This window comes from Agrobacterium sp. MS2, from assembly GCF_003261015.1.
Lineage (GTDB): Bacteria > Pseudomonadota > Alphaproteobacteria > Rhizobiales > Rhizobiaceae > Agrobacterium > Agrobacterium pusense.
In genome coordinates this window covers 102,529-123,591 of the sequence record NZ_QLNF01000025.1, presented here as the reverse complement: position 1 = coordinate 123,591, position 21,063 = coordinate 102,529, and the positions used below count along the sequence as shown (strand labels likewise).

16 protein-coding genes and 2 pseudogenes are annotated in these 21,063 nt (G+C 59.4%); 12 read left to right on the top strand and 6 right to left on the bottom strand.

All coding sequences use genetic code 11. The features are described 5' to 3' along the window. From DOU54_RS11355 to DOU54_RS11345, 3 genes are all read right to left on the bottom strand, one after another. A complete protein-coding gene (locus DOU54_RS11355; RefSeq protein WP_044459930.1) occupies positions 1-453 on the bottom strand; it encodes a hypothetical protein in 453 nt (150 codons plus the stop codon). 18 nt (positions 454-471) lie between these two features. Beyond that, positions 472-2,382: a ShlB/FhaC/HecB family hemolysin secretion/activation protein gene (locus DOU54_RS11350; RefSeq protein WP_113731314.1), complete on the bottom strand. Its 1,911-nt coding sequence runs from the start codon at positions 2,380-2,382 to the stop codon at positions 472-474. A 378-nt stretch (positions 2,383-2,760) separates the two neighbouring features. Continuing rightward, positions 2,761-3,591 (bottom strand): porin family protein, encoded by an 831-nt coding sequence (locus DOU54_RS11345; RefSeq protein WP_113731313.1) that lies wholly within the window; start codon positions 3,589-3,591, stop codon positions 2,761-2,763. 110 nt (positions 3,592-3,701) lie between these two features. On the opposite strand from DOU54_RS11345, the gene DOU54_RS11340 reads away from it, so the two are divergent. Further along, positions 3,702-4,769: a linear amide C-N hydrolase gene (locus tag DOU54_RS11340; RefSeq protein WP_064263001.1), complete on the top strand. Its 1,068-nt coding sequence runs from the start codon at positions 3,702-3,704 to the stop codon at positions 4,767-4,769. Between the two features lie 40 nt (positions 4,770-4,809). On the opposite strand, the pseudogene DOU54_RS28425 reads toward DOU54_RS11340, so the two are convergent. Further along, positions 4,810-4,926: pseudogene (locus DOU54_RS28425) on the bottom strand (dihydrofolate reductase family protein); the annotation flags it as partial. 3 nt (positions 4,927-4,929) lie between these two features. Here DOU54_RS28425 and DOU54_RS11330 point away from each other — a divergent pair. The 3 genes and pseudogenes from DOU54_RS11330 to DOU54_RS11320 form a co-directional block, all read left to right on the top strand. Next, positions 4,930-5,745: pseudogene (locus tag DOU54_RS11330) on the top strand (ABC transporter ATP-binding protein); the annotation flags it as partial. Position 5,746: 1 nt separating this feature from the next. Further along, a complete protein-coding gene (locus tag DOU54_RS11325) occupies positions 5,747-6,742 on the top strand; it encodes a carbohydrate ABC transporter permease (RefSeq protein WP_113731312.1) in 996 nt (331 codons plus the stop codon). 2 nt (positions 6,743-6,744) lie between these two features. Continuing rightward, a complete protein-coding gene (locus DOU54_RS11320) occupies positions 6,745-7,794 on the top strand; it encodes a carbohydrate ABC transporter permease (protein ID WP_022563731.1) in 1,050 nt (349 codons plus the stop codon). A gap of 94 nt (positions 7,795-7,888) precedes the next feature. On the opposite strand, the gene DOU54_RS11315 is transcribed toward DOU54_RS11320, so the two are convergent. Then, complete coding sequence (locus tag DOU54_RS11315; RefSeq protein WP_113731311.1) at positions 7,889-10,588, bottom strand: DNA translocase FtsK; 2,700 nt, start codon at positions 10,586-10,588, stop codon at positions 7,889-7,891. A 374-nt stretch (positions 10,589-10,962) separates the two neighbouring features. On the opposite strand from DOU54_RS11315, the gene DOU54_RS11310 reads away from it, so the two are divergent. From DOU54_RS11310 to DOU54_RS27420, 7 genes are all read left to right on the top strand, one after another. Continuing rightward, a complete protein-coding gene (locus DOU54_RS11310) occupies positions 10,963-12,570 on the top strand; it encodes an ABC transporter substrate-binding protein (RefSeq protein ID WP_113731310.1) in 1,608 nt (535 codons plus the stop codon). 9 nt (positions 12,571-12,579) lie between these two features. Beyond that, a complete protein-coding gene (locus DOU54_RS11305; RefSeq protein WP_006697258.1) occupies positions 12,580-13,569 on the top strand; it encodes an ABC transporter permease in 990 nt (329 codons plus the stop codon). Further along, positions 13,566-14,396 carry an ABC transporter permease gene (locus DOU54_RS11300; protein WP_113731309.1) on the top strand — a complete coding sequence of 277 codons (831 nt, stop codon included), beginning with the start codon at positions 13,566-13,568 and terminating at the stop codon, positions 14,394-14,396. The genes DOU54_RS11305 and DOU54_RS11300 overlap by 4 nt, the downstream gene beginning before the upstream one ends. Continuing rightward, the gene (locus DOU54_RS11295; protein WP_037093499.1) at positions 14,393-15,193 is read left to right on the top strand and encodes an ABC transporter ATP-binding protein; all 801 of its coding nucleotides are present in this window, start codon (positions 14,393-14,395) and stop codon (positions 15,191-15,193) included. Before DOU54_RS11300 ends, DOU54_RS11295 begins: the two co-directional genes overlap by 4 nt. Further along, entirely contained in the window at positions 15,190-15,969 is a 780-nt protein-coding gene (locus tag DOU54_RS11290; RefSeq protein ID WP_037093501.1) for an ABC transporter ATP-binding protein, read from the top strand. The genes DOU54_RS11295 and DOU54_RS11290 overlap by 4 nt, the downstream gene beginning before the upstream one ends. 9 nt (positions 15,970-15,978) lie before the next feature. Beyond that, positions 15,979-17,097: a pyridoxal-phosphate-dependent aminotransferase family protein gene (locus DOU54_RS11285; protein WP_113731308.1), complete on the top strand. Its 1,119-nt coding sequence runs from the start codon at positions 15,979-15,981 to the stop codon at positions 17,095-17,097. A 164-nt stretch (positions 17,098-17,261) separates the two neighbouring features. Continuing rightward, positions 17,262-17,450, top strand: coding sequence for a hypothetical protein (locus DOU54_RS27420; protein ID WP_003506556.1), 189 nt, complete (start codon positions 17,262-17,264; stop codon positions 17,448-17,450). A 179-nt stretch (positions 17,451-17,629) separates the two neighbouring features. Here DOU54_RS27420 and DOU54_RS11275 read toward each other — a convergent pair whose 3' ends face one another. After that, complete coding sequence (locus DOU54_RS11275) at positions 17,630-19,441, bottom strand: IlvD/Edd family dehydratase (RefSeq protein ID WP_035208190.1); 1,812 nt, start codon at positions 19,439-19,441, stop codon at positions 17,630-17,632. Positions 19,442-19,966: 525 nt separating this feature from the next. Between DOU54_RS11275 and ytfQ the strand changes: the two genes are divergently transcribed. Further along, positions 19,967-20,926, top strand: a complete 960-nt coding sequence (ytfQ, locus tag DOU54_RS11270) for a galactofuranose ABC transporter, galactofuranose-binding protein YtfQ (protein WP_004438884.1) — start codon at positions 19,967-19,969, stop codon at positions 20,924-20,926. The last annotated feature ends 137 nt before the right edge of the window (positions 20,927-21,063 follow it).

The following is a 21,063-nucleotide window of genomic DNA, read 5'->3' as shown; positions in this document are numbered from 1 at the left end:
TTAGCGGTCTTTTCTGCTCGTGTCGGCCGGAGATGGCTTGCTGTCGAGTTTCTTGTAGACATCTGCCAGCTTCGATTGCGGAGCTGGGCATTTTTTGCTTTTGGCGATCTCGGCAAGGACCTGATTGCGGTTACGTAAGGCGTCGATCTCCAGTTTTTCCGGCGATTTCGGGTCCATGAAGAAAAGGGCGGGCCAAAACAGAAGAACACCAGTCGCGCCAAGGACCACGTTCTTACCCTGCGCATCGGATCGTTCTTTCACCGTCGAGAGCACCTGGCGCTCATTGGCCTCGAATTCGCGCTTTATGCCGGCGCAATCGAAAGCACTGTCGGCCGGGTTGGTCGAGGAGACCGGATTCGCCGCCCGACCACCGCAACCGGAAACGACAATGGCCGTTGCCACCAGCGCGGATACGAAAGGTAATTTGGAGGTGTTAAACGAAGATCTGATCATAATATTCTCTTTTGAAGCCTACCAGCGTGCCGTTACGCTGGCGAAAATGAGATTTCCGCGTCCGCCACTTACGCTGCTGGAAAATGCCTGGGAGTAGCCGAAATCGGCACTGATGTTTCCGCCCACGAGTTTCGCACCAACGGTCCAACTTGCGAGATAGCCGTCTGGAATATCGAAGCGATGCTGCGAGAACACGCGGCCATAATCGAGGCCCAGGTAGGGGCGTAATTCGCCCAGAACGGGCGCCAGACTTGTGCCCTCCCATGGCATTGTCCGCCAAACCAGTTCGTTGCGGCTGAAAAACCCGTTGTTGCCGAATATGACACTTTCCCTCAGGCCGCGTACGTTGCTGGAGCCACCAAGTCCGATCTGCTCCGCGCCAAACATGTTATCGGGAGAATATTGGGCATTGAGAAGTGTCGTTAACTCGAACCGCTGGCCAGCCGCCTCGAACGGCCGCGTCGCGCTGACGGTCGTGTTGAACTTCAGAAACCGGGGATCTGCCGTGCCCGCTCCCGGCTCTCCGGCCTCCACCGCGTCAAAGAGATCGAGACCCTTATCAAGGGCAAAATCGAGAGCGATGACGCCACCCAGAATTCTCTGTGAACGCGACAAGCCCAGACTGCCTATCGTGTATCGGCGGCTTCCCACCTCAATTCGATTGCCGAGAAGAAAGTTGTCGGTCTGCTTGTAGGTGAGACCGCCTCTGAGCGTCGTGATGGAATCCTTGTCGCGCAGAATGACGCGATCTATGCCAAACCCAGCCTGACCGGAATTGCCCGAGGTTTCGATCGGCCCAAAATTGCCGGGAATAGCGCTGTCATATTCGTACCAGGAGCCATTCGTTGAAAACGTCCAGTAGCCATAAGGTACACTTGTATTGACCGAATAGCTGTTGCTGTGCCCGCGGCCATCGTCGTCCCAAGGGTAGTCCGGGCCGCTACGCCCATAGGAGAACCCCAACTGATCATTGATGCCCAACAGGTCGTCTAAGCCGACGGAAACATTGGTCTGGGAGTAACCGGTACTCTCTTGACCGAGATTGTTGTTGGAAATGCTCACGTACCAGCGCTTGCGCGGCTTGTTGTGGACGTTGAGGATAGACGTGCCGTCCTCTTTGCCCGGCAACATGGAGGTTTTCGCGTCGTTCGATGACAGGCGGTTGATCTGATCCAGCCCCTGTTCAATATCGCGGATATTGGCGACCTCACCCTTCACGCCGGGAAAAGCCGTCGCGAATGAACCGTTTCTCGCAACCGGGTGGCCGTTAAGGTAGATATCCGAGATCGTGCCTTCGACGACCACCAATCGCAGCAGTTTTGTTCCGGCAATATCCTGTGGGGGAACATAGGCGCGAGACGTCACGAATCCCTTGTCGAGATAGAGGTCGGTGATGGCCTTGAGCAGAGTGGTGATATCCGCAACACCGATGCAGCGATTGTCGTAACGCTGCGTAATTTTTCTGAATTCAGCGGCGGACAGCCGTGCCGCACCTTCGATCTCCACGCGCGAGATATTGAAGCATGGGCCATTGGACTTCGCCTCGCCTCCTGGTGCCCTGTCCGCACGGCTAGTGACGCCACCAGGCGTGACCCGCTTCAGGTTTTCCAGCCGCTGCAACTGTTCTTGTTGTTCTTGCCGACGGGAAAAATCGTCGGCGGGTGACTGTGCACTTGCCTGCCCTGACGCGATCAGGCTTGCAAAAAGCGAAATGGCAAAGGTCCGCTTGAAAGCGTCCGTCGACTTAACGGAGGCATTCCGCTCTGCCCGCACGGCGACCGGGGATGTTGCGAAGATTCGAGTGGCCGGCGCAATTGCGAGACAAAAATACGGAAGGAGTGACGGTCGGCAAGCAGAAATGTGAGCAGCAACGGGCATGTTTAGGAGGCCTGCATTGGAGATGAAGTTTGTCGCGGCAATGCCGCCCATGCTTCACTCCGCAGCTGTCCTTGCTGTCGATCCCCTACCGGGTACATAGATCAGTTCATCTGATCCAAGAAGCGTTAAAGTAGTAACTTTCTTTGCGAAACGATCGTCGCAAGTCATTTGCCCAAGGAACCGCGCTCGCTGAAAATTCACGTAATAATCAATCTTGCCAACACCATGGCATGGACGTTATTTTTCATCCGTGAATTTTAAGCACGATCCGCCAATCTCCATTCGTGCGTTTTCTCGAGTCAAACAACAACCAGAAGTTATTGCAACAAGCGTTGGTCTGCAAGACCGCATAGAAACCAAAGTTAAGGGGAAACTAAAATTGTTTCTCAGATGGGATATGAACGGTGGCGAGACAACGCAATTCAATGGCTAGAACCGATAGGTCAGACCGACCACCGGCCCGCTCAGCCTCGAATCAAAAACATAACCGTCGTCTGAATAATCCACGTCGAGCACCTTGTAGCCTGCCGAGACGAACAGGGTGTCGGTAAAAATGTAGTTCACCGTCGCCAGTGCGGACCAAGTGAAATCCGACCCCGCTCCAAAGCCGCCGATATCGAACTGTCCCTGCACGGAGAGTTTATCCGTGAGGTTGAAAAAGGCGCGCGCGCCGATCACGGGATCAACCCACCCGAAACTCTCCTGATGCGTAGCTGATACGCTGCCGATCAGGGGATGGCTTGCGGTCACCGCCACCTCATTAGAAATATGCCAGAAGCGAGCCCCGGCAAGCGCGTCCAGCGAAAATCCATCTGCATCAATGATGCGGTATCCGGCCTGCAGCGTCGCCATAAATTCTTGCGTATCGACATCTGCATCTATCGCAGCGCCGGCCGGCAAGATCGGCAAACCGGGAATTTGCAGTGCCGGCAGCGGCCCGGCCGCCTTGCTGTCCGTAGTATCGACATACATGATGTCGCCGGAGAGGACGAAGCGGTCATAACGGCCCCAGACGTTAAGAAACCCGCCGAAGTTGAGATCCTCCATCACATCGGAGAAGGATTTTTCGACATGAAGCCTCGGCGCCCGCCGGAACGGCGAGATGTTGCCGTTCAAACCAGTGGCCCATAGATAACCCGTGGCCTGAAACGCCCAATCGGCTCCATCAACCGTTGCGGGCGCGGCACGAACCTCATCCGCGCCTGAGGCCGCAGTTGCGGAAAAGGCCGTAAAGACCGCAAAAACCGATAATTTTAGCAATGCCTTCTCCCCAACTAATCGCCCGTAGCTAAACCTATTTGACTCCCGCCAACAAGTCCGATCTTCTATCATACGCTGTATCTTGTACCGAAAGCACCGGAGACGTTTAAATGCGCCCGAAGACCCTGCCGCTTTTCTCTGCCTTCACCGCCGCCATGGTGTCCATCGCCACGCTCACCACGTCAGTTGCGGAGGCCTGCACGCGTTTCGTTTATTTGGGCGAGAATAATCAGGTAATGACGGCCCGTTCGATGGACTGGAAAACCGATGTGGGGACAAATATCTGGGTTTTCCCCCGCGGCATGGAACGTTCCGGTGAGGCCGGTCCGAACTCCATAAAATGGACCTCGAAATATGGCAGCGTCATTGCATCGGGTTACGACATTTCCACGACGGACGGCGTGAACGAGGCAGGCCTGGCGGCCAACGTTCTCTGGCTCGTTGAGTCGAGTTATCCCGTCTATGACGGTAAATCTCCGGGCTTGTCCATCGCAGCATGGGCGCAATATGTGCTCGACAATTTCGCGACCGTGGAGGAAGCGGTGCGTGCGCTCGAGAAAAACCCGTTCACGATCGTGACTGATAATGTCCCCGGCGAAGAGCGTCTGGCGACACTGCATCTATCGCTCTCCGATGGGAGTGGCGACAGTGCGATCGTTGAATATATCGATGGCAAGCAGGTCATCCATCACGGCCGCCAGTATCAGGTGATGACCAATTCGCCGACTTTCGACCATCAGTTGGCATTGAACGAATACTGGAAGCAGATTGGCGGCACCGTCATGCTGCCGGGCACGAACCGCGCGTCCGACCGTTTCGCCCGCGCATCCTTTTACGCAAACGCAATACCCAAAAGCGAAAACCCGGTCGAAGCCATCGCAAGCGTGTTCAGTGTCATCCGCAACGTCTCCGTTCCTTACGGCATCACGACCCCGGACCAGCCCAACATATCCTCCACCCGCTGGCGCACGGTGATCGATCACAAGCGCAAGCTGTATTTCTTCGAATCCGCGCTGACACCGAATATTTTCTGGATTGACCTCACGAAGCTCGATCTTTCCAAAGAGACGGGTACAGTGAAGAAACTCGACCTCGGCCCCAATCAGATCCATATCTATTCCGGCATGGCGAATGACAGCCTGAAGGAGGCTCAACCTTTCAAATTCCTGGGGCTTTGAGTCTCATCCTGGCCGCTGCGGTTCCATGGTCGCCGGAGCGTCATGAAAAGCGGTAATGCAATCTCACACAGCCCTTGTCGATTGCTGTTGCATTTATCAGCGTCGGGCTTGCCCGGTACCCGGTCAGAGGAAAGAGAGGCTGGCCGCAGCCGAGTATTCCGCCTTCGGCCTGGAAAACCTGCGCTTCAAGCGGTCGGAAATCGAAAACCGCATCAACGAGGCGGCGCGTATGCTCGCCATCGAACCCTATCTCGACCGCAAGCCGAAACAGCTTTCCGGCGGCCAGCGCCAGCGCGTCGCCATCGGCCGTGCCATCGTGCGCGAGCCTGACATCTTCCTCTTCGACGAGCCGCTATCGAACCTCGATGCCGCACTGCGCGTGCAGACACGCGCCGAAATCACCCGACTACATCGCGATATCAAGACGACGATGATCTATGTCACCCACGATCAGGTGGAAGCCATGACCATGGCCGACAAGATCGTGGTGCTGCGCGCCGGACGCATCGAACAGGTGGGCAGCCCGCTCGAGCTTTTCGACAATCCGCGCAACCTCTTCGTTGCCGGCTTCCTCGGTTCGCCGCGCATGAACATGCTGAAAGGCACCATCATCAAGCGCGACGACGGCACCATTTCCATCGATGCCGGCCATGGCGTGGCGCTCCCCTGCCTTGTCGATCCCGCAACCGTCAGTCCCGGGCAGGCCGTTCTTGCGGGCATCCGACCCTCGCATTTCACCATCGCGGATGCCGGCCTGCCCTTCGAGGTGCAATACCACGAAAGCCTCGGCACCGAGACCTATCTCTACGGCAATATCAAGGGTGAGAAGGACCAGATCATCGTGCATCAGGCCGGCCATTTCGCGCCAGCCTCCGGCGCGGTGCTGAAGATTATGCCGGCACGGGAGAAGGTTCATGTCTTTGATCCCGCCACCGAACTGGCGCTGCCGCGCCTTGCGGGCGAAGGGAGGGGGTAGCATGGCCAATCCGACGCTTGCGAGACTGTCCGACCGTGCGCTCGACGCCGTGATGGCGATTGCCGAGGTGCCGCTCAACTTCATCGAGCGGCTGATCGGCAAAAGGCGCATGCCCTATATCTTCCTGATGCCGAACCTCGTTCTTTTTGGCATCTTCACCTTCCTCCCGATTGCGATTGCGGTCGGTTATGCCTTTACCGGCGGCACCGAACTCTTGATCACCGACCGCCCCTTCGTCGGTTTCGAGAATTTCGGCAAGCTGCTGGATTGCCAGAGCTATATGGACCCCGGCAGCTGCCGGGAATCGCTGTTCTGGACGGCGATCTGGAACACGCTGTGGTTTGTCGGCTTCAATGTCATCGCCACTTTGCTTGTGGCGCTCATCACCGCCCTCATCCTCAACCGGGCGATTGCCGCGCGTGGTTTCTTCCGTGCCATGTTCTTTTATCCCGTCCTGCTGTCGCCCGTCGTCATCGGCCTCATCTGGAAGTGGTTTCTGGACCGCAACGGCCTACTCAATGCCTTCTTCCAGATGCTGGGCGTGCCGCCGGAAATCTTCCTGCTGGATGTCGGCTGGTCGCGCTTTTTCGTGGTGGTCGTTTCGGTCTGGTTCCACATGGGCTTTTATACGCTGATCCTGCTCGCCGGCCTTCAGGCCATCCCGAAGGACCTCTATGAAGCCGCCGCCATCGATGCCGCCTCGCCCCGGCGCACGCTTTTGCGCATCACCCTGCCGCTTCTCGGCCCCAACCTGCTCGTCGTGCTCATCCTGTTGATGATCCGATCGGTGCAGATATTTGATGAAGCCTGGGTTCTGACCAATGGCGGCGGCCCAGGCACGGCCAATACGTTTGTGGTGCAATATATCTACCAGATGGCTTTCGGCAGTGACCTGAGGCTGTTTGGCCTCGCATCCGCCGCCTCGGTTCTGATGGGCCTTGTGCTTCTCGCACTTACCCTCGTGCAATTGCGCCTCGGCAAAAAGATGGAGTCCTGACCATGTCCAATGCCGTCTCTTTCCTCACGCGCACCCGCCGTCCCGGCCGGATCGGCCTCACCGATATCCTCTCCTGGGTCTGGCTCATCGGCGGCACACTCGCCGTCCTCATCCCGGTTGTCTGGGCCGCCATGTCATCGCTGAAACCGGAAGCCGAAATCACGCGGTTTCCGCCAAGCCTCCTGCCGCGCGCTGCCGTGCAAGTGGAGGTTCAGGGCTACGACAGGCCGCTCAGCCTGTGGAAGGCCACCATCGACGGCGCAGAGCGTGAGATGGCCATGGTCCGCCGCATCGGCCTCAAAGCCCAGATGGTGGACCCAGCCAATCCGGGCCCGCCAATCAGTGTCGACACACGGGAAATAACGCCGGTTCAGAAGCTGACCATCGCGACGGAGAACTTCACCGATCCCCTGACACAGTTCAGCTTCCTCACCTTCCTCAAGAACTCGGTCTTCGTCACCGTCGTCGCAACGGTCCTGACGCTGATCGTCAACGCCATGGCAGCCTTTGCGCTCTCCAAATACCGTTTCCGTGGCGAAAAGGCGATCTTCGTGCTGATCATCTCCACTCTGATGATCCCGCTCACCGTCGTCATGGTGCCGGCCTATCTCGTCATCGTCGGTGTCGGTCTCGTCGATAATCTCTGGGGCGTCATCATTCCCACCGTCGCGACGCCGACAGGCGTGTTCCTGCTCCGGCAATATATGCTGACCATCCCCGACGAACTGATCGAGGCGGCGCGCGTGGACGCCGCCAGCGAATTCCGCATCTTCTGGCGCATCATCCTGCCGCTGACGGCCCCGGCGCTCGCGGTTCTCGCCATATTCTCGGTTTTGTGGCGCTGGAACGACTTCCTCTGGCCGCTAATCGTTCTCAGCAGCCGTGAGAATTTCACGCTGCAGGTGGGGTTGAACGCCTTTCAGGGCGAGTTCTCTGTGCAATGGCACTATATCCTCGCCATGACCTTCCTCAGCCTGGCACCCGTCACGGTCGTGTTCCTGTTCCTGCAGCGCTACATCACGACAGGCATCGCCGGAACGGGAATGAAATAGCGGCTTCGCAGACATTCGCAACGAACGCCACAGAAAGAAAAAGGGAGATGTTGTTTGCAACATCTCCCCCTTCGTTCATTTGGTGACGCGATGATCAGTCGTCGGAGCCCATCGCATCATAAGAGTCGCGCTCGCCGGCGATGATGGCGCGCTTGCCGACATGGTTGGCAGGTCCGACAATGCCTTCCTGCTCCATTCGCTCCACCAGCGAGGCGGCGCGGTTATAGCCCACCGAAAGGCGGCGCTGGATATAGGAGGTCGAGCACTTCTTGTCGCGCATCACTATTTTGACGGCCTTTTCATAGAGGTCATCGATGTCGTCGTCGCCCATCGAGGTCTTGTCGAAGACAGCCGTATCCTCTTCCGCCTCTTCTTCCGCTTCCTCGGCATCTTCAGTGACCGTGCCCAGATATTCCGGACGACCCTGCGTCTTCAGATGCGCCACGACCTTTTCAACTTCCTCGTCGGACACGAAGGGGCCGTGAACTCGGGCGATGCGGCCACCGCCCATCATGTGCAGCATGTCGCCCTGGCCGAGCAGATGCTCCGCCCCCTGCTCACCAAGAATGGTGCGGCTGTCGATCTTCGACGTCACCTGGAAGGAGATGCGGGTCGGGAAGTTGGCCTTGATCGTGCCCGTGATGACATCGACCGAGGGACGCTGGGTTGCCATGATGAGATGGATGCCGGCGGCGCGCGCCATCTGCGCCAGACGCTGGATCGCACCTTCGATCTCCTTGCCGGCGACCATCATCAGGTCGGCCATTTCATCGACGATGACAACGATATAAGGCATCGCCGTCAGGTCCATTTCCTCCTGTTCATAGACCGCTTCGCCAGTGGCGCGATCGAAGCCGGTCTGGACATTGCAGAACACCGTCTCGCCCTTGGCACGGGCAGCAGCGGCCCTTGCATTGTAACCATCAATATTGCGCACGCCGAGACGCGACATCTTGCGGTAGCGGTCTTCCATTTCACGCACCGCCCACTTCAACGCCATCACCGCCTTTTTCGGATCGGTGACGACAGGCGTCAGGAGATGCGGAATACCGTCATAGACCGAGAGCTCGAGCATCTTCGGGTCGACCATGATCAGGCGGCATTCTTCCGGCTTCAGGCGGTAGAGCAGCGACAAGATCATAGTGTTGATGGCAACGGACTTGCCCGAACCGGTGGTACCGGCGACCAGAAGGTGCGGCATCTTCGCAAGTTCGGCGATAACCGGTTCGCCGCCGATGGTCTTGCCGAGGCAAAGGGCAAGCTTCTGGCGTGTCTCGGCGTAATCCTGCGCCTCGATCAGTTCACGCAGGTAAACCGTCTCGCGCACCGGGTTCGGCAGCTCGATGCCGATGACATTGCGGCCGGGCACGACCGCAACGCGCGCCGAGAGCGCCGACATGGAGCGCGCGATATCGTCAGAGAGACCGATGACACGCGAGGACTTGACGCCAGGGGCGGGCTCGAATTCATAGAGCGTGACGACAGGACCAGGGCGGACATCGATGATCTCACCCTTGATGCCGAAATCCTCGAGCACGCTTTCGAGTAGACCGGCGCTCTGTTCCAGGGCTTCCGGTGTCATGGTCGTGGTCTGCTGGACGCGGGCTTCCTGCAGGAGGTCAATCGAAGGATACTCATATTCCCCATCGGCGAAGACAGGTGCTTCACGGAACATGGGCTGAGAAGACTGGATAGGCGCTCGCGGCGTAAAACGCGGCTCGGCAACGATCCTTTCCGGCGGCTGAACCTGCTCTGCAAGCTGCTGCGGCGCAACGACCATGGCAGCTTCCGCTATCGGCTGCGACGCGAACTCCTGTTCGGCAGCCACGCCGGCGGCTGGAATGAATGTCTGCCGTACGCCAATTTCCCGATAAAGCCGGATGGCGGAGCCGCCGGGTACGGTGACGACAGGTGGCTCGGCCGAAAGGATAACCGGGGCGGCTGCGGGGGAGACGGGAGCGACAGCCACTGCGGATGAAGGCGCTGTCAGAACGGTGTTTACAGGCGCCGGAGCTGCGGGCGCCGAAACGGAAAATGCGCTCCGCACCTGGGCGGTAAGAGCTTCAGCCGCATCGCCGGGCAGATCAAGCGTCATCACTTCCCAGAACAGCTCATCCGGCAGATGGGCGGCAAAGGCGGGAATGGAAGTCTGCGTCTCAGCTTCCGGCTGCGCGGCAGGTTGCGGCTCAAGTGCCTGCGGCGCTGCGGGTTCCGCATCGGGCGCGGCAGACGTCGATGAAGATGGATCCCGCACGGCTGCGGCAGCCTCTTCCGCCTGTTTACGGGCAAGCTCCAGCCGCAATTTGTAAGTCAAGGCGCGAGCACCGCGCGCGTCGGGCGGCTGCGGCAGAAACGGCATGCGCGGCGGCGCCATGCGTTGCTCGGCCGGCTTCTCGGCTGGCTGGGGTGCCGGCGCATCCTGGCGAGCCGCCGTCTCGGGCTCTGCGGCAGCCGGTACGGAGGCAGCGGGCGCCTCCTCGTCCGGGATATTCGGCGTCTCCACCGGCATACGCCGGTTAAAGACGCTCTCCGGCGTGCGGGTAAAGCGGACATTCGGGCCAAGCACGAAGGCATTCTGCCAGCCGGGCATCTCGGCACGGCCTTCGATGGCATCGGCTGCGATCACGTCAGCATTCTGCCGCGGCGCTGCACCTGCAGCCGTCACGATCGTCCGCTGCCCCGCAGGCGTCTGGACACCGGCATGACGGGCGTTTTCGCTCCCCTCCCCTACGCTATTGGACGAATTCTGAAATCTGGATCGGGAGAAGCTCATGGCAGCGTGCACACTCATCATAAACGTACATATTTCGGTCTCCTTGAAATAAAAAATAAAGGTTAATTACCCCTTTCCAAACGGGGTCGTACCGACGGATTTTCAACCGCTCCACAGGTTCGCAGCGCCATCCGCTGCCTCGCAAAACACATATCAAACGCTTGGTTTCATTCGGTAATGTCGAGTTTTCCGCCGTGAATTCGCCGCTGATGGCGAACTGGAAAACCGAATTTTCCGAGACGGGGCATATTGTTTCCGCAAAGCTCTCCGCAACGTAAAATCATTGCTGTAAAGGGCGCGAATTAACGTGGACACTGCCGAGGTTGCAGCCTTAAGATCGGCGCGCCGCGGGCAAGCGGAAAAGCCCGCCTCGCCCTCATTCCGGAGTGAAATTCATGTCGCCTGTCCAGCTTTCCCGCCGCTCGCTTCTCAAGACCTCGCTCGCGCTGGCCGCAACCACGGGATTGGCGGGAATTACCGTCGCACAGGAGAAATTTGGCGGGCGACTGATCGTCGCGGCCGATTCGGAACCGAAAAACCTCAATCCGGCCATCGTTGCCTCCAACGGCGTGTTTTACATCGCCAGCAAGATCGTCGAGCCCCTGGCCGAGGCCTCCTTTAACGGCACCGATGGGCTGGAGCCGCGACTTGCGACGGAATGGCAGGGAGCCGATGACGGGCTCAGCGCCACCTTCAAGCTTCGCGAGGGTGTGACATGGCATGACGGCAAGCCATTCACCTCGGCGGACGTTGCGTTTTCGGCGCTTTCCGTCTGGAAACCGCTGCAAAATCTCGGGCGGCTGGTCTTTGCCAATCTCCAGACGGTGGAAACGCCTGATGACCACACGGCAATTTTCCGCTTTTCCAAACCCACGCCGTTCCAGCTCATCCGTAATGCGCTGCCGGTGGTTACCAGCGTCGTGCCGAAACACCTCTATGAAGGTACCGACATCGCCACAAATCCGGCCAATACTAAACCGGTGGGCACTGGGCCTTTTGTCTTTTCCGAATATAAACCTGGCGAATATTACCGCCTGACGCGGAACCCGAACTATTGGGGCAAGGGTCAGCCGCAGCTCGAGGAAATCATCTATCGCGTCCTTCCCGATCGGGCCGGCGCGGCCTCTGCGCTGGAGGCCGAAGAAATCCAGCTTGCCGCGTTTTCAGCCGTGCCGCTCGCCGATCTCGCCCGCATCGCCAAGGAGCCCGGCATAAAGGTTATTGCGGATGGCTATGAGGCACTGACCTATCAGTTGGTGGTGGAAATCAACCATCGCCGCAAGGAACTGGCAGATCTCAAGGTCAGAAAGGCGATCGCGCACGCCATCGACAGGAAATTCGTCATCGACAAGGTCTTTCTCGGTTACGCCACTGCATCGACCGGCCCCGTACCAAAGAATGCGCCGGAATTTTACACGGATGACGTTGAGACCTATGATTTCGACGTCGCCAGGGCCAACGCTCTCCTGGATGAGGCGGGTTATCCGCGTGGCGCGAATGGAACACGTTTTTCGCTGAAGCTTCTGCCCGCGCCCTACTTCAATGAGACCCGCCAGTTCGGTTCTTATCTGCGGCAGGCGCTTCAGGAAATCGGGATTGATGCAGAACTGGTGAACAATGACGCCGCGGCGCACCAGAAGGCCGTTTACACCGACCACGCCTTCGATCTCGCCATCGCCCCGCCGGTGTTCCGCGGTGATCCCGCAATATCGACCACGATTCTCGTCCGTTCCGGCATTCCGGCCGGCGTCGGCTTCTCCAATCAGGGCGGCTACGAGAACAAGACGCTGGACGAATTGATCGACAAGGCGGCGATAACAGTGGATGCCGCCGCGCGCACGGCGCTTTACAAGGACTTCCAGAAACAGGTCACGGCCGATCTGCCGCTGATCAACGTCGCCGAGTGGGGTTTCATCACTGTGGCGCGCGATACGGTCAAACATGTCGCCAGTAATCCTCGGTGGGCGGTGTCCAACTGGGCGGATACGGCGGTGGATACCTGAGGCAACACCGTGAGACGTGCGGCGAAATTGCTGCGGCGAAGGGCATTCACCGCTATTCCGGTGCTGCTGATCGTGCTCGTCTTCACCTTCCTGCTGCTTGAAAACGCATCGGGTGACGCGGTCGACGCCTATCTCGTTTCCATCGGCGGCGGCGATGCCGGGCTGCGCGATGCGCTGCGTGAACAATATGGTCTGAACGGCTCCGTGCTGGCCCGTTTCTGGCTCTATGCGAGTTCGGTGCTGCGGCTTGATCTCGGCTGGTCGCTTGCCTTTGACCGGCCTGTGCTGGGGCTGATCCTGGAAAGGCTGCCGAACACGCTTCTTCTGATGGGCAGTGCGACAACGCTCGCCTTCATCCTCGGCACAGCACTCGGCATCGTGGCGGGCGCGCGTCCGGGCGGGGCGACAGACCGCGCGCTTTCCACACTCTCACTCGCGCTTTACGCCACGCCCGGCTTCTGGCTTGGGCTCGTGCTCGCCATCGTCTTCGCGGTGAAATTCAGATGGCTGCCTACCTCCGGCATCGAGACCATCGCTTCGGGCAAGCACGGCATGGCGAGGGCGGTTGATATCGGCCGCCATCTCGTGCTGCCGGTCGCCAGTCTTGGGCTGATCTATCTTGCGCTTTTCCTGCGCGTGATGCGCACCGCCATGGCGGCGATCTGGCCATTGGATTTCGTGCTCTTCGCCCAGTCCAAGGGGCTTTCAAAACGACGGATCGTGCTACGCCACGTCGCCCGCAACGCCGCCCTGCCGCTTGTCACCGTGCTTGGCCTGCAGGCGGCCACCATGCTGGGCGGCAGCGTGGTCATCGAAAGCGTTTTTGCCATTCCCGGTTTTGGCCGGCTGGCGCAGGAGGCCGTCACTGGCCGAGACGCCCCGTTGTTGATGGGCATCATCCTGACGAGCGCGGTTTTTGTCATCCTTGTCAACCTCTCCGTCGACATTGTCCATTCCGTGCTCGATCCGCGCATTGGCAGCGGGGAACAAGGCGCATGAGTTTCGCTTTCCGGCTCCTGCGCAGTTTCGAAGGCATGACGGGAACCGTCATCCTGGTGCTGCTTTCCCTGACGGCGCTTGCCGCACCCGCCGTCTTTCCAGGTGACCCGCTGGCTATCGTTGGCGAACCGCTGATTACGCCTTTTACGGATGCGGCCCTACCGCTCGGCACCGATCGGCTGGGCCGCAACGTGCTTGGCGAGCTCGCCCATGGCGCGCAGGCCTCCCTGCTCGTCGGCATAGGCGCCGCCGCAGCCGCGCTGATTATCGGCACCGTCATCGGCACCATTGCCGGATTTGCCGGCGGCGTTGTGGACGAAGCATTGATGCGCGTCACCGACGCCTTCCAGATCGTCCCGAACTTCCTGCTAGCGCTCGCCTTCGTCAGTACAATCGGGCCCTCCATGCCGATTGTCATACTCGCCATTGCGCTTGGCGCATGGGCGGATCCGGCGCGGTTGATGCGGGCGCAGGTCTTGAGCATCCGCGAGCGCGATTATGTTCAGTCCGCCCGCGCCATCGGCATGCACCCGCTTGAGATCGCATTCAGGCAGATCCTGCCAAATGCCCTGCCGCCGGTCATGGCGCTTGCCGCCATCATCGTCGCCGCGGCCATTTTGACCGAAGCCGCCCTATCCTTCCTCGGGCTCGGCGATCCCAATATCGTCACCTGGGGTTCGATGATCGCAGAAGGACGCAATGTCCTTCGCTCGGCCGCGTTTCTGTCGGTCATTCCCGGCATCGGCCTTCTGGTTACGGTTCTCGGCGTTTATCTTCTTGGTGAAGGCATCAACAAGGCGATGGCGACAGGGAGGCGAGCGCCATGAGCGGAAATGCACTGTGCCGGATCGACGATCTCAGCGTTTGGTATGCGGCAAGTGATGCGCCGGCATTGCAGAATGTCTCGCTGACGATCCGGCAAGGCCAGAGGCTGGCGATCATCGGCGAAAGCGGCTCGGGGAAATCGACGCTCGGCAAGGCGATTGCGGGGCTTCTTCCCGGACATGCGAAGGTTTCCGGTGATATTTCGTGGAGCCGCGACAGCCTGTTCCACGGCAGGCCGCTGCCAGGGCGGGATATCGGCACGATCTTTCAGGATACAGGCGCAACGCTGAATCCGGTTCTCGCCATCGGCGAACAGGTGGCGGAAGGGGCTGTCCGGCATCTAGGCCTCTCATGGCGGCAAGCGCGCGATCTTGCCCGCGATCTTCTGGAGCGGGTTCGGCTGCCGCACCCTTCCCACCTTATCCGGGCCTATCCGCACCAGCTCTCCGGCGGCCAGAGGCAACGCGTGACGATTGCCGCCGCCATTGCAGCCAGTCCTTCAATCCTGATTGCCGATGAAGCCACGAGCGCGCTCGATACGGTTAGCCAGGCCGCCATCGCCACGCTGCTCGACGATCTGGTGCGGCAGGAAAACAAGACGCTGGTCTTCATCACCCATGATATCGGCCTTGCATCCAGCCTTGCCGACGAGATTGCCGTTCTGCGCGCGGGATTGCTGGTGGAACATGGCCCGACGAGGCGGGTGCTGTCCGCACCCGTCCATGACTATACGCGTGCGCTGCTTGCCGATTACCTCGATCTGTCCACGCCGCCGCTGGTCAGCGAGGCCGCGTCATGAACGATGCCCTGCTCACCGTCGACGGCTTGTCCAAGACCTACCGCACCGGAGCAAGAAGGGTGGCGGCGCTCTCCGACATCTCTTTTTCGCTTCGGCCCGGTGAGACGCTCGGACTTGCCGGTCCCTCCGGCTGCGGAAAATCCACGCTTGCGCGCATTCTCATGCGATTGATCCCGGCCGACGAAGGCACGATCCTTTTCAGAGGCCACAATTGGCTGACACTGGACGGCGGCAAGCTTCGCGCCGCCCGCCAGCACATGCAGATGGTGTTTCAGGATACGCATGGCGCTTTCAATCCACACGCCAGCGTCGAAGATGCCATCGGCGAACCGTTGCGCATTCATCGCACGGTCGCAAGACGCGAGCGTGCGGCGGAAGTCCGCCGCCTTCTCGACCGCGTTGGCCTTCCCGCCAGCTATGCCGGCCGCTCGGTCTTCGAGCTTTCCGGCGGCCAAAGGCAGCGCGTCGCGATCGCACGGGCGATTGCGCTCAAGCCGTCGCTTCTCATCCTGGACGAAGCCGTCTCCGCGCTCGATGTTTCGGTTCGCCGGCAAATCCTTGAACTGCTGGTGGAAATACAGCGCGAGACGGCTGTTTCCTGTATTTTCGTCTCCCATGATCTCGCGGTCATTCGCGCCGTCTGCCACCGCGTCGCCATCATGGAAGCAGGAAGGATCGTTGAAATCGGCCGGACAGGAAATATCGTCTCGGCGCCGCAATCCTCGACCGCCAGAACCCTGATCGACGCCGCACCGCGCCTGACCATCACCACGTAAGGAAAAGACATGCACGCTCCGGATTATGCATTGCTGCTCGACCCACCCGCTTTTCCTGCCGAGCGTTATGCTGCCCTTGCCGACCGGCTGGCCGCGCTGATGAGCACAAGCAACGACGTGCTGCTGATACAGGCGGAAGCCGTGCTGGCGCTCGAAGCCGCAGCCACCAGCCTTGCGCGACCAGGCCTGAAAGCGCTCAACATTGTCACCAGCCCTTATGGTACGTGGTTTGGCGGCTGGCTGGAAAAGGGCGGCGCGACCGTGCGCAATCTGACCGCCAGCCCGGCAAGGCCAGTCACCCTGGAGGAAGTGGAACGGGCGCTGGACGAAGGGCCGGATTTCGACCTTCTCGCCATCGTCCACGCGGAATCGGCAAGCGGCATCCTCAACCCCCTGCCCGCCATCGCCGCGCTCGCCCGGGAACGGGGAATCGTGACCCTTGTGGATGCCGTCGCGTCCATTGGCGGACATGCTTTCGACGTCGACCGTTTAGGTATCGATATCGCCGTCATCGGCCCGCAAAAGGCGCTGGCCGGCCCCGCCGGCATTTCCGCCATTTCCGTCAGCGAAAGGGCCTGGACGCTTCTTTCGCATGACGGCGCTCCTGACAACTCCATGCTCTCGCTTATGGACCAGAAAAAACTCTGGCTCGATGCCGGTCGCGGCGCACTGCCCGGAACGCCCGCCCCGCTGGAGTTTTACGCGCTGGAGGCCGCCCTCGACAGGATCGAGTCAGAAGGGCTGGCATCCGCCAATCGACGCCACAAAACGGCAGCGACGGCCACCCGAAACGGCCTCAGGGCGCTTGGCATTCCAACCTGGGTGGAAGAGGCGCACGCTTCCGCCCTCGTTTCCACGGCGATCCTGCCTGATACCCTCGAAGCCAGGGCATTCCTCGCGGCTGTGTCCCAGAAGCAAGGCGCGGACATTTCCGGTGGCGTCGGCCCCGGCGCGGAACGGTTGATCAGGCTTAATCACACCGGTCGGAGAGCGCATCGGGATGCAGTGAAAGCCAATATCCTGGCCTTCTCCGGCGCCCTGAAAAGCCTCGGCCACGCTGCAAATACCGATTTCGCGCTGGAAGCCGCAGAAAAAACCTATTTGGACGCACCTGCGGATGGCGTTTAACGGTGTCGAAGAACATTCATTGCGCAAAATCCGCTCGCGATGGAACGCCGCTCACGACATTGTTGTTAAAAATGGTAGACAAATTCCTCCGCCAATCTTGACGAAATCATGGCAACGCGCGAAACTTAACGCTACGTTAACTCGCGTGAAGAAGGGAAACGGCCATGGTAGCAGGGTTCAACATGCTCTCCTTTGACCTCTTTGGCATCGGCCGAAGGATGCCCGTCGTCAATGAGCGGGTGGAGACCGAGTTTCAGGACAAAACACCGCGCAGACCCGACGACGAATCGCATGATGACGATCGCGATCAGGAATATGAACTGTTTTTCTGGTCGCTTTACCCGGTGATCTGAGCGTCTGCCGCACGCTCCAAGCCATCGACACATTGACCCTCCGTGGCCTCATGATGGGGGGCGCGGGGCGCATGATAGCGTTGGTCGGTCCATAGACCTCAATATTTCTAGTTTACCGTTAAAAGAAACGAAAGCGGCCCCAAGGTTGTCCTCGGGGCCGCATAGTCTTGTGATGGCTGTTAGTGGTTGTCGCGCGGCAGGCCCTTGGTCTGGGCGATGCGCTGATACTTCACGGCAGGTTCCAGGACCGCGCCGGTTTCCATCTGGCTGACGATGCCGCGCTGGATTTCCTGCCATGGCGTCTGGTGGTCAGGGAACTTGTAGCCACCCTCTGCATGCAGAGCCTCGTAACGCTTGGCCAGTTCTTCACCAGAAATCAGGATATCCGCCTTGCCGCGGCCTACATCGATGCGGACGCGGTCGCCTGTCTGCAGAACGGCAAGGCCGCCACCTGCTGCTGCTTCCGGGGAAGCATTGAGGATGGACGGGCTGCCCGAAGTGCCGGACTGACGGCCATCGCCGATGCAGGGCAGCGAGTTGACGCCTTCCTTCAGCAGATAATCCGGAGCGCGCATGTTCACGACTTCTGCCGCGCCGGGATAACCGATCGGGCCGGCACCGCGCATGAACAGGATGGTGTTGGCGTCGATCTTCAGCGACGGATCATCGATGCGGTGATGGTAGTCTTCCGGACCGTCGAACACCACGGCACGTCCTTCGAAAGCTTCGGGATCGTTCGGGTTGGAAAGGTAACGGTTGCGGAACTCTTCCGAAATCACACTCGTCTTCATGATGGCGGAGGAGAACAGGTTGCCGCGCAGAACGCGGAAGCCGGCGCGCTCCTTGAGCGGCTGTTCATAGGGGCGAATGACCTTTTCGTCCTCAATGATCGCGCCACGGCAGTTTTCGCCGATGGTCTTGCCATTGACCGTCATGGCATCTTCCATGATCAGCCCCTGGGTCATCAGCTGGTTGACGACAGCAGGAACGCCGCCGGCATGGTAATAATCCTCGCCGAGATACTCACCGGCCGGCTGCAGGTTAACGAGCAGCGGTACGTCTTCACCATAGGTCTGCCAGTCATCCACTGTCAGCTCGACGCCGACGTGACGTGCAAGGCCGTTCAGGTGGATCGGCGCGTTGGTGGAGCCGCCAATCGCCGAGTTGACGCGGATGGCGTTGATGAACGCATCCTTTGTCATGATGTCCGATGGCTTCAGGTCTTCCTTGACCATTTCGACGATACGCAGACCGGTGAGGTAGGAGACTTCCTGACGATCACGGTAAGGCGCCGGGATGGCGGCGGAGCCGGGAAGCTGCATGCCCAGCGCCTCGGCAAGCGAATTCATGGTCGTCGCCGTGCCCATGGTGTTGCAATAGCCGGTCGACGGAGCCGAGGAAGCGACAAGCTTGACGAAGCCCTGATAATCGATCTCACCCTTCGCCAGCAGTTCACGTGCCTTCCAGACGATGGTGCCGGAGCCGGTGCGTTCACCGCGGAACCAGCCGTTCAGCATCGGGCCGACGGAAAGGGCGATGGCCGGAATGTTGACGGTGGCCGCCGCCATGAGACAGGCAGGCGTGGTCTTGTCACAGCCGATGGTCAGAACGACGCCGTCGAGCGGATAGCCATAAAGCACTTCCACGAGGCCGAGATAGGCGAGGTTACGGTCGAGACCTGCGGTCGGCCGCTTGCCGGTTTCCTGGATCGGGTGAACCGGAAATTCGATGGCGATGCCGCCAGCTTCACGGATACCTTCGCGCAGGCGGTTTGCCAGTTCCAGATGGTGACGGTTGCAAGGAGAAAGGTCCGAACCCGTCTGCGCGATGCCGATGATCGGGCGGTCGGACTGAAGCTCGGCCTGGCTCAGACCGAAGTTCATGTAACGCTCGAGATAAAGCGCGGTCATATCCGCATTTGCGGGGTTGTCGAACCAGGCGCGCGAGCGAAGCTTGCCTTGTGTTGCAGGCAGTTTGTCGGATGTAGTCATGATGCAGGTCTCCAGCCGGAAGTGGCCAACGGTAAAATATTACGAAATGCGACAAGCTTATGTTGTGCGAAAGGAAAATGGAATCAGCTTTCGGAGAACACGCATAACCGACAGAGCAGCGCCAGACGAGTGACCTGAAGCCGTTCTTCGGATTTAGCCGAATATTTTTCGGTATTTATGGTGATACCGGTGTCGCGCAACGGCCTCTCCCTCCCATGCCTTGCGGGAATGCGGCTAGCTCTTCGGCTCCCCGCTCCGCCTTTTATAAAGTCTCTTTATTTGTATTACTATTAGAGACAATCGCCTTCTGTCAAGTCGCCTCTGAGGCCACGTCAGGCCAGTTCCGCGAGCGGAAAAATGAGGCTTTCTTTCGTTCAACCCATTGATTCATCGTATTTTATGGCGAAAATTCACCACGGTTCACCGAAGCCAAATTGCGGAAAGGCTAAAAAATCGCTTTTCAAGAGTATTACTATATGCTCATAGTGATCGCGTCACGCTGACATCATCTCTGGGAGGATTAAGATGAGAAAAGCTCTCGCGACAGTTACTGTCGCCGTTTCGCTGTGCCTTGCATCAAGTGTTTCCGCCAAATCGCTTACCGTCGGCTTCTCGCAGATCGGTTCGGAATCCGGCTGGCGCGCGGCTGAAACCACCGTTACCAAACAGCAGGCCGAGAAGCGCGGCGTCACGCTTAAGTTCGCCGACGCGCAACAGAAGCAGGAAAACCAGATCAAGGCCGTTCGCGGCTTTATCGCGCAGGGCGTCGACGCAATCCTGATTGCACCGGTCGTCGCAACGGGCTGGGATGCTGTCCTGAAGGAAGCCAAGGAAGAGAAAATCCCTGTCATCCTGCTCGATCGCCAGATCGAGGCTCCCGATGATCTTTACCTGACCGCAGTTACCTCGGACCAGGTCCACGAAGGCAAGGTTGCCGGTGACTGGCTGGTGAAGGACGTCGGTTCCAAGGATTGCAAGGTGGTGGAATTGCAGGGCACGACCGGCTCCTCGCCCGCCATCAACCGCAAGAAGGGCTTCGAGCAAGCCATCGCTTCGCACGCCAATATCAAGATCGTCCGCTCGCAGACGGGTGACTTTACCCGCACCAAGGGTAAGGAAGTGATGGAAAGCTTCATCAAGGCGGAAGGCGGCGGCAAGGACATCTGTGCGGTCTATGCCCACAATGACGATATGGCCGTTGGCGCGATCCAGGCGATCAAGGAAGCCGGTCTCAAGCCCGGAACCGACATCAAGGTCGTGTCGATCGACGCCGTGCCTGACATCTTTAAGGCTATGGCAGCCGGTGAAGCCAACGCCACCGTGGAACTGACGCCCGACATGGCCGGCCCGGCATTCGACGCGCTCGAAGCCTATCTGAAAGACAAGAAGGCTCCGGCGAAGTGGATTCAGACCGAATCCAAGCTCTACACGGCATCTGACGACCCGATGAAGGTCTACGAGGCGAAGAAGGGCCTGGGTTACTAAGCCATTCTTTGCAGAAACGGCGCGTGGATTGCGCCGTCTCTTTCTGTTGAGGAGAGCGAAACCTTTCCGATCTAGTCTGCAGAATGGTCTCGTATGGAGCGAGCGCATGCCACTTGTTTCTTCTCCCCGTCCGGGGA

Coding starts and splice junctions, on each gene's coding strand:
- DOU54_RS11325 (WP_113731312.1), top strand. CDS start 5,747: ATGGCCAATCCGACGCTTGCGAGACTGTCCGACCGTGCGCTCGACGCC.
- DOU54_RS11350 (WP_113731314.1), bottom strand. CDS start 2,382: ATGGGCGGCATTGCCGCGACAAACTTCATCTCCAATGCAGGCCTCCTA.
- DOU54_RS11290 (WP_037093501.1), top strand. CDS start 15,190: ATGAACGATGCCCTGCTCACCGTCGACGGCTTGTCCAAGACCTACCGC.
- DOU54_RS27420 (WP_003506556.1), top strand. CDS start 17,262: ATGGTAGCAGGGTTCAACATGCTCTCCTTTGACCTCTTTGGCATCGGC.
- DOU54_RS11320 (WP_022563731.1), top strand. CDS start 6,745: ATGTCCAATGCCGTCTCTTTCCTCACGCGCACCCGCCGTCCCGGCCGG.
- DOU54_RS11310 (WP_113731310.1), top strand. CDS start 10,963: ATGTCGCCTGTCCAGCTTTCCCGCCGCTCGCTTCTCAAGACCTCGCTC.
- DOU54_RS11355 (WP_044459930.1), bottom strand. CDS start 453: ATGATCAGATCTTCGTTTAACACCTCCAAATTACCTTTCGTATCCGCG.
- ytfQ (WP_004438884.1), top strand. CDS start 19,967: ATGAGAAAAGCTCTCGCGACAGTTACTGTCGCCGTTTCGCTGTGCCTT.
- DOU54_RS11285 (WP_113731308.1), top strand. CDS start 15,979: ATGCACGCTCCGGATTATGCATTGCTGCTCGACCCACCCGCTTTTCCT.
- DOU54_RS11295 (WP_037093499.1), top strand. CDS start 14,393: ATGAGCGGAAATGCACTGTGCCGGATCGACGATCTCAGCGTTTGGTAT.
- DOU54_RS11275 (WP_035208190.1), bottom strand. CDS start 19,441: ATGACTACATCCGACAAACTGCCTGCAACACAAGGCAAGCTTCGCTCG.
- DOU54_RS11300 (WP_113731309.1), top strand. CDS start 13,566: ATGAGTTTCGCTTTCCGGCTCCTGCGCAGTTTCGAAGGCATGACGGGA.
- DOU54_RS11340 (WP_064263001.1), top strand. CDS start 3,702: ATGCGCCCGAAGACCCTGCCGCTTTTCTCTGCCTTCACCGCCGCCATG.
- DOU54_RS11315 (WP_113731311.1), bottom strand. CDS start 10,588: ATGATGAGTGTGCACGCTGCCATGAGCTTCTCCCGATCCAGATTTCAG.